Source organism: Alteromonas sp. AO-Serp (assembly GCF_017849675.1).
Classification (GTDB): Bacteria; Pseudomonadota; Gammaproteobacteria; order Enterobacterales; family Alteromonadaceae; genus Alteromonas; species Alteromonas macleodii.
In genome coordinates this window covers 43,795-56,944 of record NZ_JAFLMX010000053.1, presented here as the reverse complement: position 1 = coordinate 56,944, position 13,150 = coordinate 43,795, and the positions used below count along the sequence as shown (strand labels likewise).

Annotated in this window: 9 protein-coding genes; 8 read left to right on the top strand and 1 reads right to left on the bottom strand. The window is 45.5% G+C overall.

From position 1 onward, the window contains the following. The coding region (locus QVA83_RS04800; protein ID WP_287498183.1) for a S9 family peptidase at positions 1–2,123 on the bottom strand (2,123 nt) is incomplete at its 3' end. Between the two features lie 70 nt (positions 2,124–2,193). Between QVA83_RS04800 and QVA83_RS04795 the strand changes: the two genes are divergently transcribed. The 8 genes from QVA83_RS04795 to QVA83_RS04760 all read left to right on the top strand — a co-directional run bounded on the left by QVA83_RS04795 (position 2,194) and on the right by QVA83_RS04760 (position 13,141). Then, entirely contained in the window at positions 2,194–2,817 is a 624-nt protein-coding gene (locus tag QVA83_RS04795; protein ID WP_014950755.1) for an NAD(P)H-binding protein, read from the top strand. A 140-nt stretch (positions 2,818–2,957) separates the two neighbouring features. Continuing rightward, a complete protein-coding gene (locus QVA83_RS04790; RefSeq protein ID WP_069944980.1) occupies positions 2,958–3,776 on the top strand; it encodes a tRNA1(Val) (adenine(37)-N6)-methyltransferase in 819 nt (272 codons plus the stop codon). A 13-nt stretch (positions 3,777–3,789) separates the two neighbouring features. Continuing rightward, the gene (locus tag QVA83_RS04785; protein ID WP_287498182.1) at positions 3,790–4,278 is read left to right on the top strand and encodes a YgjV family protein; all 489 of its coding nucleotides are present in this window, start codon (positions 3,790–3,792) and stop codon (positions 4,276–4,278) included. 294 nt (positions 4,279–4,572) lie between these two features. Continuing rightward, on the top strand, positions 4,573–5,145 hold the full coding sequence (locus QVA83_RS04780; protein ID WP_014950752.1) for a hypothetical protein: 573 nt from the start codon (positions 4,573–4,575) through the stop codon (positions 5,143–5,145). After that, the gene (gene bcsA, locus QVA83_RS04775) at positions 5,123–7,348 is read left to right on the top strand and encodes a UDP-forming cellulose synthase catalytic subunit (protein ID WP_075177902.1); all 2,226 of its coding nucleotides are present in this window, start codon (positions 5,123–5,125) and stop codon (positions 7,346–7,348) included. The genes QVA83_RS04780 and bcsA overlap by 23 nt, the downstream gene beginning before the upstream one ends. Continuing rightward, positions 7,345–9,621: a cellulose biosynthesis cyclic di-GMP-binding regulatory protein BcsB gene (locus QVA83_RS04770; protein WP_049588724.1), complete on the top strand. Its 2,277-nt coding sequence runs from the start codon at positions 7,345–7,347 to the stop codon at positions 9,619–9,621. The genes bcsA and QVA83_RS04770 overlap by 4 nt, the downstream gene beginning before the upstream one ends. Beyond that, positions 9,615–10,721 (top strand): family 8 glycosyl hydrolase, encoded by a 1,107-nt coding sequence (locus tag QVA83_RS04765; RefSeq protein WP_287498181.1) that lies wholly within the window; start codon positions 9,615–9,617, stop codon positions 10,719–10,721. The genes QVA83_RS04770 and QVA83_RS04765 overlap by 7 nt, the downstream gene beginning before the upstream one ends. After that, positions 10,718–13,141 carry a cellulose synthase subunit BcsC-related outer membrane protein gene (locus tag QVA83_RS04760; protein WP_287498180.1) on the top strand — a complete coding sequence of 808 codons (2,424 nt, stop codon included), beginning with the start codon at positions 10,718–10,720 and terminating at the stop codon, positions 13,139–13,141. The genes QVA83_RS04765 and QVA83_RS04760 overlap by 4 nt, the downstream gene beginning before the upstream one ends. The last annotated feature ends 9 nt before the right edge of the window (positions 13,142–13,150 follow it).

Below are 13,150 nucleotides of genomic sequence, written 5' to 3'. Positions count from 1 at the left end.
GGGTAATCCATAGTTTCAAATGGAATTGCCAAGTCTTGAAGGTGCTTGTATAGCATCGTTGAATGGGTAAACAGCACATTGTCATCTGCCATGCCGTGGTAAATTAAAAGGTCGCCTTTCAGGTCTTTCGCGTAAGGGAATACTGAAGACGCGGTGTAAGCATCGTCATCCGTATTGGGGTTGCCCATATAGCGTTCAGTATAGTGGGTATCATATAGGCGCCAGTCGGTTACCGGCGCACCTGACACACCCGCTGCAAAGTAATCGCCCGCTTTGAACATGGTCATCAGCGTCATGTAGCCGCCATAGCTGTGGCCATGAACACCAATACGCTCAGCGTCAACGTAGTCAAGCGTACGCAAGAACTCTACGCCTGCAACCTGATCGTCCACTTCAATAAAGCCCATTTTTTTATAAATAGGATCTTCAAAGCCTTTACCGCGATAGTTAGAGCCGCGGTTATCTAGCGTAAATACCACATAGCCTTGATCAACCCAGTGTTGGAATAGCAAGCCACGGTTACCCGCCCAGCTGTTTGTTACAACCTGTGCGTGCGGGCCGCCGTAAAGGTAAACAATAACAGGGTGCTTCTGTTTAGGGTTTTGCTTGGCACTATCAGGCGTGTAAATTCGATATTTAAGGGTTGCGCCATCCTTTGTGGTGATGTCACCAAACTCAGGTGCCGTCCAGCTATCCATGTAAGCGTGCAGAGGGTGGCCTTCTTCAACTTTATTTTCTTCAAGCCAGGTAATTCGCTCGCCGGTAGCACTATTTAGGCTAACTTGTGCAGGAGAGTTAATGGTTGAGAAACGGTCAATAAAGATAGAGGCATCTTTGCTAAATGCCGCGCTGTGATACGCGCCTAGTTCAGTGATACGCGAAATCTCGCCGCCATCTAAAGGCACGCTGTAAACATGGCTTTCTAGTGGGGTGTCTTTGCGGCCAGAGAAGTACAAACGGTTGTTCGCTGTATCAATAGCTTCAACACTGTCTACAACCCAATCACCTTTGGTTAATTGCTTAACCAACTTGCCTTTATTGTCGAAAAGGTAAAGGTGTTTAAAGCCGTCGCGCTCAGACGCCCAAATAAATTGGCCTTTGTCTTTTAGGAAGTAAAGGTCGTTGTGCAGGTTTACCCACGTGTTGCTTGATTCTGTAAGCAGCACGTTTTCTTTTTTGCTGTTAAGGTCGAACGCGCGCAGCTCTAACGTTTGCTGATCACGCGTTTGCCACTGGTAGGTAAAGGTGGTGTTGTTAGGCATCCACTTACCGCGAGCAAAATAAATGTCGTTATCTTCACCTAAATCCACCCAAGTGCGCTCGCCAGAGTTGATGTCTTGAATAGCAAGTTCCACCAAGACGTTTGGCGTGCCCGCTTTCGGGTATTTTTGTTCGATAAGCTTGATGTCGTCAGCATAGATTTCAGAACGCGTGATCACATCTACCGGGCTTTCATCAACCTTGGTAAAGGCAATTTTAGTCTCATCTGGCGACCACCAGTATCCGGTCATACGGCCCATTTCTTCTTGCGCCACAAATTCGGCCATACCAAATTTAATGTTGTCGCCACCTTCTTTGGTAATTGCCGTTTCTTTACCTGATTCAATGTGTTTTACATAAAGGTTCTGGTCGCGAATGAAGGAAATGTAGTTACCTTTTGGTGATAATTTAATATCAGTTTCAAAAGCGTCAGTATCTAAAAGTTGCTTCGCCCCTTTTTCGCCCAGCTTGTGATAAAACACATCGCCACCTAATGGGAAAAGTAATGCTTTACCATCGTCCGACCACTGGTAGCTTACAATACCGCTGCCAGATAAACGCATACGCTCGCGTCGCGCTTTCTCTTCATCAGAAAGCACTTCTTCGCCGCTTTGTAGGTCGTTTGAGTCGAAAAGCATGCGAGTTTGGCCACTTTCAATATGGTATTCCCATAGATCTAGGCGCTCGTAGTCGGTTTGCTTACCTTTAAGAAATGTTACCCGTTGACCGTCAGGTGATACTTTTAACGAACGGGGTGCGTTGCCATCGAGTGAAGGAGAAGAGAAAATACGCTCAATAGTGAGCGTTTCAGCGTTTAAAGCAGTAGAGAGCATAGCGGCTCCAATTAAAAGGGCTTTTTTCATTTTTATCTGCATATTTGACTGTCGAAGGTTTGATTGTAGTTATATCAATTTATGATACAAGGTGCGACATATGAAATCCGCAATGGTGCTAGGAGCGACAGGTTTAGTGGGACGAACGCTTGTAAATATGCTGTTACAGGATAGACGGTACAATGAGGTAACCTGCTTAGTCAGAAAACCGCTCTCCTCCAGTATGTTTAACGACCCTCACAATCGCCTAAAACCTGTAGTTATCGACTTCGACAATTTACAGGACTATCAAGGCTACTTTAGCGTAAATCATGTGTACTGTTGTCTGGGTACCACGCTTAAAAAGGCGGGGTCTAAACAAGCGTTTCGCCGCGTTGATTTTGAATATGTTCATGTTGCAGCACAGCTGACCCGAGCTCAGCGCGCGGACAGTTTTGTATGGATATCATCGGTAGGCGCTGATGCTAAAAGCAGTAACTTTTATTTACGAGTAAAAGGCGAGCTAGAAAACGCGATTATGCGAATGCCTCAGTTACCCCATGCCTCTGCCGTACGCCCTTCGTTATTGTTAGGCAATCGCGACGAGTCGCGGACGCTAGAAGATATAGCGCAGAAAACGGCGCCCATATGGCAAAGCATAATGAAAGGCCCGTTAAAGAAATACCGACCCGTTCATGCCGTTGACGTTGCCAGAAATATGATGTCGCTGCAGCGCTGGAAATAAGCGCTCACAGTAAATGTCACAACCTTAACGTGAAGCACAACCCGACTTGATATAGAATGCGCGCCTTTTAACGCACTAGGTAATACGACTTCCTTATGTTCCGCTGTAAACAATTCACCGTAGCACAGGACAAATGCGCGATGAAAGTGAATACCGACAGTCTGATTTTAGGAAGTTGGGCACAGTTTCGCGCAAACCTCAGCCATGCCCCACGTATCTTGGATATCGGCACCGGCAGTGGCATTTTAGCGTTGATGATGGCCCAAAAAGCAGCGCACTTTTGCAATCCGAACGGTGAAGAGCAGAATGTTCAAAGCAGTTCAATTGACATCAGCTCGTTCGATAATGGCGCAGCCAGAATTGACGCGATAGAAATAGATGAGCAAGCCGCAGCGCAGGCCGCTACCAACTTTAAAAATGCAAAATGGGCCAAACAGCTGTTTATTTACTGCTGTGATGTAACTGGCTACACCTCCCCCCACTTGTATGACCTAGTGATTTCTAATCCACCTTACTTTGACACGCCAGCTACACTTTCAAATGCGTACAGCAAGCAAAGCCAATCTCGCTCGGTGGCAAGGCAAACGTCTGCATTGGGCCCAGATGAACTTTTTAGTGCAAGCAGCAAGTTGTTAATAGAACAAGGGCAAATGTACTGTGTGTACCCAGCGTCGATGCAAGCCTCGGTTATCGAAACGGCTGAAGGTTATGGCCTATCGCTGGCAGATATTCTTTATGTAAAGCATACATCTAACAAATCGCCTTATCTTTGCGCGTTCCACTTTAAAAAAGTAATGGAGGGCGCAAGTGATAATCTTAAAAACGTTACTGCACATCGGGAATGGCCGAGCTTAATAGCGAAAAATGCAATCAAAAATGAGCTGATAATTAGGGATCAAAAGGGCGAATATACCAGTGAATACAAAGCCCTTTGTCAGCCTTTCTACCTTAAATTTTAATGAGCTTATATTAATGAACATAGTTGCAGAAGGCTTTGGCGCAATAGCCGTTGTTTTAAATTTTATTGGGTATCGCCAAACTAACGTAGACAAGTATTTGCTTATTTCTGCGTTTGCCTTAAGTGCACTTAGCGTGCATTTTTTTATGCTAGATGCCATGGCCGCAGGCATTGGAACACTGCTTGCCAGCGTTCGTAACTTTATTGCCATTAAACATAGAAGCAATGCCATTTTATTTTTCTTTGTTGCGGTGAATCTAGGCTTCCTCGCTTATGAGTGGTTTGTGCTAGAGCACAGCTGGATAATCTTCATTGCCTATGCGTCTTCACTTATTTTTACAGTGGGATCTTTGGTTATCCGCAATACGCACACTATTAGAAAGGTTTTTCTTATTGCTGAAACTTTGGGGCTGTTATATGCCATTTCCGTGGGCAGTATTTTTGGAACGGTATTTAATGTAAGTAACTTGATCAGTATTTTAAGTAAGCTGCGCAAGCCCTAACGCTTTAGCAATAAAACTCACCTTATCAATTAGTTTAATTTGCCCACGTTAATCCCGTTTAGTCGGGCTGCTTTTCTGCGACTTAGGCTACCTGCTATATGGCTTTTCATATAGTCTTCACACCCTTGTAGGCCTTGCCCTACATGACTTATACCAAAGTTCAATGAGCTAAAGTTCAATATCAATTTGCGTATGTAAGCGTATCATTATTAATCAGTAAGTATGGTTTCAGCAATTTTTCCTCTGAATGTACGGAAGTAGACTCAGTGTGTAGTAATGAGGGGAGTGTGCGCAGTGAAATTAGTAGATAACTCACAACAATTTGACCAATCACCTACGCTTGAACAATCGTTTCAGAGCGCTATTAATGAAGGCGCTGCGGTAAACGTGTTTGAGCTTGCTCAACAGTTTAAAAATACCAACCCTGCTTTTAAAAAACCTCAACTGGTTGAAGAACGCACGAGTTTAGAGACAGAGCAGCTGTGGAAGAAGCGTCTTTCGATGCTGCTTGATGCAGAAAATAAACTTATGAAAGTTATACGTTTTCGCAAAATTACTGGTATATTTACCGTTGCAAGTATGGCTATGTTTTTATTTTCCCTGTACATAGCGCCAACAATGTCGCCAGTATTGTTCTATGGCCTTATTGTTGTAGCTGCATTTGGAATGGCAACGTATCCGGCGTGGTTGTTAGCGTCTAAAAGCAATAAAAAGCAGAGAGATGACATTTCTCGTTTGTTTTATAAAAGTAATCACGAGATTGAAATGTCGGACGGTAAAATTACGTTAATTAACAGGGCGAACTATGCAAGTGTAACGCAAATACACGTATTGGATCGCAAACTTGGACTATTCGCAAACTCGTAGACAACACTACACCTCTCAGTTCATTATTGTTCTGTTAGTAGCATCCTTTATTCTTGGGGTGCTACTGCTGGCACCCATGGATGCATTGGGCCAGCTTCTCTCTTCAATCGTTATCCTCATTGCAATATCCTTGTGCAGCAAAGAAGCGCGACACACGCAAAAATACCAGCATTTATTTCGCATTTTAGCTCTGGTGCTAGCCATTGCGCTTAGCGTCAGGTATTTGCTGTGGCGTGGTATTTACACGCTAACCTACTCAGATTTTCTTTCAATGATTGCCGTCTGGCTATTATTTGGCGCTGAAATTTATGCGGGGATCACTTCAGTGTTAGGGGCGATCGTTAACGCGTTTCCGCTCAGTCGACCGCTTTTGTCCCTGGAAGGGGTAGATAAATCAACTCTGCCCAGCGTAGACGTCATGATCCCGAGTTATAACGAAGATGAAGGGATATTAGAAGTTACTATCCGCGCTGCAAAAATGCTCGATTACCCTAAAGAAAAGCTTCGTATTCATTTGCTTGACGATGGCGGAACCGACCAGAAAATTAACGCTGAAAACCCTGCGTCAGCGGCCACTGCAAAACAGCGGCGACAAGATTTGCAAGCACTGTGCAAACGCTTGGATATTACCTATCACACTCGAGCAAAAAATGAGTTTGCCAAGGCGGGTAATGTGAACAGTGCAATACAAAATACCACGGGTGATTTGATTGTTATCTTGGATGCTGATCATGTTCCTACTTCGGATTTTCTTGATAGAACCGTGCCGTGGATGCTTAAAAACGAGAAGGTCTTTCTCGTTCAAACCCCTCATTTTATGGCTAACCCAGATCCTGTTGAGCGTAACTACTTCTCTGCGTTTACTCGCATGCCTTCAGAAAACGACATGTTTTACGGCACTATACAGAAAGGCTTAGACTACTGGGGGAGTTCCTTCTTCTGTGGATCAGCCGCATTGATGAGAAGAAAGCACCTCGATTTGGTGGGGGGCATTTCCGGCGACTCTATCACTGAAGATGCAGAAACCGCGTTAGATCTTCACAAAATGGGCTACGAGTCTGTATATGTGGACAGACCTATGGTAAGCGGCCTTGCGCCAGAAACTTTTGATGCGTTTATTCAGCAGCGTATGCGCTGGGCACAAGGCATGACGCAAATTTTACTACTCAAAAAGCCTTTTAAAGCGCAAGGACTAAAATGGTATCAGCGAGTGGGCTACATGAGTTCAATCATGTTTTGGCTGTTCCCATTTGCTCGCATCATCTTTTTGCTTATGCCACTGGCGTATTTGGTCTTTGGGCTTCAGGTTTACCATGCATCGATGCTGGAAATTTTTGCCTTCACCCTGCCTCACGTTATTGCCACTTACATGATATCCACCATGCTCTTTGGGCGAACCCGATGGCCCTTAGTGTCAGAGTTATATGAAATACTACAGTGCGCATTTACGCTAAATGCATTAATCAAGGTTTTCTTAAAGCCGCGGGCACCTTCATTTGTTGTAACACCAAAAGGAGAGAGTCTTGACAGAACCTTTGTATCGCCACTATCGAGCGTGTTTTACTGGCTAATATTGGTAATCACATTCGCATTAGGGAGCGGTGTCTATAAGTTCATAACAGAGCCTCTTACACGCGAACTTACTGTGGTGGTCATGTTGTGGAATGTATTTAATTTGATTCTATTGTTGTCTGTTCTTAGTGTGTTATTAGAGCGGAAACAGGTGCGTAGTCAGGCACGTCTCCCAGCTACCAATAGTGTCGTTATTAAGACTACAAGCGATGAAGCTTGGGTTGGAGATTTGGTCGATCTTTCGCTTGGTGGAGCTCGGTTACGCTTGAAAGGTGAGGGAGCGTTAGTACCTGAAAATGCCACGCTCACATCGTGGAGTCACGCACTGAATAAGAACGTTCATTTGCCAATTAGCGTTCTGCATTACGACAATAGGTCAAAAATTCTTCGAGTACGCTTTATGCCTCAAACCGAAGAACAAGAAAACGAAGTCGTCGCCTATTCACTGTGTGATAGTCTGCGCTGGATGTCGTTTCAACGAAGAAGAACAAGGGCTATCTCATACTGGTTCGGCGCAAAACATGTGTTGAAAGTTGGGTTAAAGCCTGTTTTATTGCATATGCTTGTATTAATGGGGAAGTTCGCCGGGAAATTAGGTTTGCTTGCTAAACCGGCAAAGGAAAATCAATGATAAAAAAATACCTTATGTTCATCGTATGTTTGTGCATGCCTTTTACCCTAGCGGCGCAAACTGACACGTATCGATTAACCGACTTTTTTGGCGGTGAAAGTACCGTGCGCTTGCAGGGAAAATCTGCCTCCATTGATATTCCAATTCCCCTTAGTTCAGTCACTGATGTGGACAGCGCGCTACTTACATTAGAAGTGGTCAGCTCGCAGGCGTTAATCAAAAAACGTTCTCAGCTGTATGTGAGATTCAATAATGCGACCATTGGACAGATTGCGTTCGACCCAGACAGACCTTCTCTTGTATCTGAAATTGCGATCCCTACTTCATTGTGGCGAGCCGGGTTTAACTCTCTGACACTAGCGGTAAGTCAGCACTATGCCGAGCAATGTGTTGACGGCAGTGCGCCTGAATTGTGGAGCGAAATTAATGCATACAACTCAACGCTAAAAATTGCGACGTCGGTGAATGAAAAGCGCTTCACGTTAGATGAGCTGAGCGGATTCTTTAATCCAGGAATTGGCGGACAGCGAAACGTTCAGCTTTACACGGCGCGAGAAGCTGATGATCAAATTAAATATCAGACACTTCCCATTGTTGCTCAAGCACTGTCTCTTAGGAACCAATATCAGCCGCTTATTATCGAGCATGACAGCTTTGATGATGGTTACGTTTTGCCCCAGCTAGAAGACACAGAAAATAGTTTTTGGAACGACCAAAATGTTGCTCGCTACGAGCGTGCTGCCTGGTATCTCAAAGCCAAGCAAAAACAGCCTGTTCATATTCTAGTTGGTACAGTCGACGCGTTATCACCGGTATTATCTGACGAAGTGATTAACGACATTGATGGCGCGTTTCTAAAAGCACAGCGCACACCTGCGTTTGTTAAGGACAGCAACGTTATTGTACCGGCTAGTTACCGCCTTATTGTCAGCGGAACTACGCAAGATGAAGTACTTGAGGCAGCGAAAGCCTTGGCGGTAATGGACGATGCGATTAACCCTATTTCACAAGTCACCGTACTTTCACAGTCACAAATGCAGGCGGAAACGCTGCAGCGTCATCGCATTCTGAACCCAGACAATCACTACACATTCCAAGACTTTGGTGTGGCGACCACTCAGTTTAGGGATGAGGGGAACTTCACCAAACGGGTGTCATTCAGATTGCCTGCAGATTTTTATGTACCTGAAAACGCGAGCGTGAGCTTGCTCTTAGACTTCGGGTATGGCGCAGGTTTTGGGCCAGGTTCGGTTATGAATGTAAGCGTGAATGACGAACTTGTACACGGTTTGTCTCTTAATAATATTAACGGACAATCCTACAGAGACTATCAGCTAAGAATACCTGCACGGTTCTTCAAAGGCGGGACGAATAATTTAGACTTTGCGGTAACCATGAGAGCGCCGTTAGCAGGTGTGCCTTGTGATGATATTCCTGGTTCCCACCTCGTGTTCCAGCTTGATGATTCTTCGGCAATAAAGCTACCTGATGCAGGAAACGTGGCAGTTCAACCTAATCTCGTCTTGCTTTCAGAAACGGCTTACCCGTTTGCGCGCTTTAAGTCAGCACCATCGTCAACCATTGCTATTCCGTCAGATGACTATTTAGATACAGCGTTAACTCTTTCAGCGAAATTAGCGCAAGTAGCCCAAGTGCCTTTATTGAACGTGAAAATAGCAACTGGAAACGACATTACAACCGAAGGTTCTGTGATTGTTCTAGGTACCCCTGAAAGCTTAACGAATATTGAGCAGTCTGAATTCAGTACGGCCATTGAGGCAACGAAACGCTGGTCTTATCGGTTACAGAACAATCTGTACAATCGCGTAAGAAACCTGACTGACGATCAGTCTTTCAAAGAAATGCGCATAGACGGTCATACCGTTCAAGAAAGTGACTTAGGTGAGCAAGCAGTACTTACTGCACAGGCACACCCTGTTTCATCACAAACCGATACCTTGTTCATTGTTGCAGCGCAGACGCCGGAACTTCTTCAAGCTAGAGTCGAGGATCTGGTTAGTTTGTCGATGTGGGGGCAGATGGCAGGAGATTTCTTCGCATGGAAAGATGGTCTTTCGCCATCACTCATCATGCAGGTAAGCGATAAATATGAAGTGGGTGAAGCCGACGACAGCTGGCTGCATTTACGACTATGGCTGTCTAACAACCCGTGGTATTGGTTAATAGGCTTTATATTGGTTGTATTTGTGGTAAGCCTACTTATTTACCTGTTGCTTAAACGCAGAAATAAACAAGTGCAAGACTCATGGTAAAGCTGCATTACGCAACAAAAGCGACGCTAGTGATAGGTTTTTTGTTCCTGTTGGCGTCGTGCTCTACCAAGGAAGATAGCGAATTCAAGTCTCAGTACATAGCGTATAAGGCATTGTTTGTTGACGGCGGGCGCGTGGTAGACACAGGAAATGATGATGTGTCTCACAGTGAAGGGCAAGGCTACGGTATGCTATTTGCCGTCGCCGCCAACGATAAAGACACCTTTGATGCATTATGGCACTGGACCCAAGGTACGCTCATGCGCGAAGACGGGCTCTTTAGCTGGCGCTACCGACCTTGTGTGGATAATTCATCTTCTTGTATCGATGACCCTAATAATGCCTCTGATGGTGAGATTCTTATTGCGTGGGCATTATTGCGTGCAAGTGAAAAGTGGGGCGTTAGTAAGTATGAGGAGGCCGCCAGGAATATTGTACGTGCTGTAGAGCAGAAACTTCTGGTGGTGAATAATAACAGTGTAGTGCTCTTGCCAGGGGAATACGGATTTGCATCTGACCAAACAGGAAATAGCAGCCTTCAGCTAAATCTGTCCTATTGGGTTTTTCCCGCCATAACTGACCTGTCTTCGCTGTCGGATACTCCGTCACGTTGGGAAAGCCTGTTCGAGTCGGGCTTGATCTTGCTGTCGAATATGCAGTTTTCTACCTACCAATTGCCCAGTGATTGGGTGCGTTTCACCCCTAATAGTGCTGAGTCCGATAACAGTAAGATTGGTGCGTTAACTTTAGATAATGTGATATCGCCTGAGTTTGGTTTTAATGCGATCCGTATACCGCTTCAGCTAGCATGGTCCCCACGTTTTCGCCAAAACGCTAGATTAACTGAGAAGCTACTTTCTCCCTACTATGCATGGTGGGCGATAACGCCTACGCCAGCTACCATCAACCTGTTAAACGAGGAAACAGCTGAGTACGAAATGTCTAAGGGAATGCGTTCAGTGCAGATGGCGGTAAACCGCTTGATGAAATCAGAAGAAAAGCAAAGGCCAGAGTGGCCTGAGATCAATCGAAACATGGATTATTATTCGGCAAGTTTAACGCTGCTTTCTATGCTAGCAGTTTTGGATAACGCATCGTGAAAACTCGGTTTAATCGCACGTCTTTGTATCTGGCACTAGGCGCTTTGGCCACGTCACTTGTGTCGGTGCAGGCATACGGACAAGCTAAAACAACGTACAAAGAAAAAGATCTGGGTATATTACCTGCACAACAAGATCAGCCGGATTTAACAGGGCTTTGGTACCATATTAATGAGCGACAGATTCAGCAAGCCAATGAAGAGTTTACGCGCTTAAAAGCTCGTTACCCTACGTGGCAGGTGCCACAAGAAGTCGAAACCGAACTAAACAGAATAAACGGCCGCTTAAAAGGTACTATCAAGCCTGTAGTTTCAGCGCCAAGAGAATCGCTTCAGGCTTTAAAAAAGCAGCCAGATAAGCCCGCTTCTAAAGCCCTCCCGCTCGAACAATTTGCTCAGTTAACGCCGAAAGCCAGAGCAAATACGCCGAAGCAAAAAGTAGAAACGCTTATTGCATTGAGCAATCAAATTAAGCGTACTGATTTTTACTTGCTTATGGGTTGGACCGCCATTGATAAAGGCATGTTAGAAATGGCAACGCAGCAGTTCTCTCAGGCCCAACAATCGGCAGTTCGTGATATCGATAAACAATCCGCTCAACAAGGCCTTAACAGTGTCACTGGTATTAAGCTACAGCAGGCATTGTCTTTGCGCGATACGACAACGCTGGAGCAATTTCTCAAATCTGATAACAGCGGCTACGTGAAAGAAGTGCTGCAGGGCGCGGCATGGCAACAATACGACTTGAAAAATTACGACTTTGCCGACGCGCTATTTAGTTTGGTGAACGATAATGAAGGCAGGTATTTGTCACTTAGCGCGCAAAGCAGCGACACGGCCAAGCAAAGCGCGTTCGACCTAGCATGTAGTGTCAATACTGAGGTTTTCATTCGACGCTGTGCTGATGGTCTGGCTAGCCGACAGGCTCAGTTTTACGATACACGGCGCTACAAGCAAAGTATTGAGTCAGGCGAAGCACTCGCCCGTTTGAGACCGTTAAGTGTAGATGAGCAAGCACTAATTGGGTGGGCTGCTAAAGAGATACAAGACACCACAACCGCCACCGCAGCGTTCGAGCGAGTGCTCGCGAAGACGCCAACCGATGCGGTAATTGCCAATGAATTGGTTACAATTAATCAAGACGACGAAGCCACACTGAACCGATTGGCGCTGAGATACAGTGCGGTAAAAAGCATATTGCAAGAACGTACCACACGTAACGCCTGGCCCAGAAAACAGTTTTGGCTAGCCTATCAAAATCGCGATGCGCGGGGAGTTACAGCACAAACTAAAGATGGCCTAAGTGCAGTCTACGGTATTAATACTCGCAGTCGAAGCGGGAGCGAGGGACTCGGTAATTTCGATGTTCTGTCGCAATATATTGGTATTGGCAGCGGTTATGAAAACTGGCTGTGGCAAGTATCACTCGACTATAAGCAATTCTACAGCGGTAGTCCTCAAGTTGGTGACTGGTTTGGTAACGACCAATTGAGTGGAGCATTTTCGGGAATAAGCGGCTTTGAAGATAAGGGGCTTCGCGCCGAAGCGCATTATCAGGCACCTGATTTCAATTTTTACGCTAACCTTGAATATGCCATGTTCGATCAACCCGTTGGCGCTAAAGTAACGGGGCAGATATCTGCAACCAAATTTCTTACCAGTACAACGGTAGCTGCAACCTTATTTAGAAAGGCAAAAGAAGACAGCTTATTAAGCCAAACCGGAACCTTCAATGCTGATCACGCGAAACCTTGGGGCTACGTGATAGAAAGTGGCATAAGAGGGTTAGTAGCGCATGCAGTGGCCGACAACTGGTCTGTTGCAGGTACTGCTCAGGTTAGTCGCTTAGAAGGCGAGCAGGTTGCCGATAATAGCGCACTCTCTCTACGGAGTGATGTGAGTTACGATATTGCTACCATGATATCTCCCATGCTTGATTATTGGCGCGTAGGGCCATTCTTGAGCTATACAAGCTATGATAAAAATCTAAGCGGCTTTACGGTCGGCAATGGTGGCTACTTTAGCCCCAGTCAGTTTGTCAGCATCGGGGGCTATTCAGAGCTGTTAACGCTTGAGGCGCTAAACTGGCAAGTTAAACTTCGAAGTTCACTTGCGCTTTCACGTGTTGAACAAGACGATGATCTGCGCTTTCCGATTGGAGGTGCATTTCCTACGGCAGACGAGAACGCGACCTTTGGTGAAAGCTCAGATACGGGTTTAAGCGGAAATTTTATGGCTGAAGGTCAGTATCGAATCAATCACAACTGGATTGTGGCTGGGTATATAGGAAAAGCATTTGCGGTTGAGTACCAAGCATTTGAAGCGGGTATTCAGATAAGGTGGCGAGAAGGGCGAGGTGCTGGTGTAACAAGCGATGAGCTTTTGCTGTCTTCGCCAAGATTAAGCGGCTTTGCACTATAAAGCCGCTTT

What these genes read in the sequence shown, in the direction of transcription:
- QVA83_RS04790 (WP_069944980.1), top strand. Translation starts at nt 2,958, where the DNA reads ATGAAAGTGAATACCGACAGTCTGATTTTAGGAAGTTGGGCACAGTTT.
- QVA83_RS04765 (WP_287498181.1), top strand. Translation starts at nt 9,615, where the DNA reads ATGGTAAAGCTGCATTACGCAACAAAAGCGACGCTAGTGATAGGTTTT.
- QVA83_RS04785 (WP_287498182.1), top strand. Translation starts at nt 3,790, where the DNA reads ATGAACATAGTTGCAGAAGGCTTTGGCGCAATAGCCGTTGTTTTAAAT.
- QVA83_RS04795 (WP_014950755.1), top strand. Translation starts at nt 2,194, where the DNA reads ATGAAATCCGCAATGGTGCTAGGAGCGACAGGTTTAGTGGGACGAACG.
- QVA83_RS04770 (WP_049588724.1), top strand. Translation starts at nt 7,345, where the DNA reads ATGATAAAAAAATACCTTATGTTCATCGTATGTTTGTGCATGCCTTTT.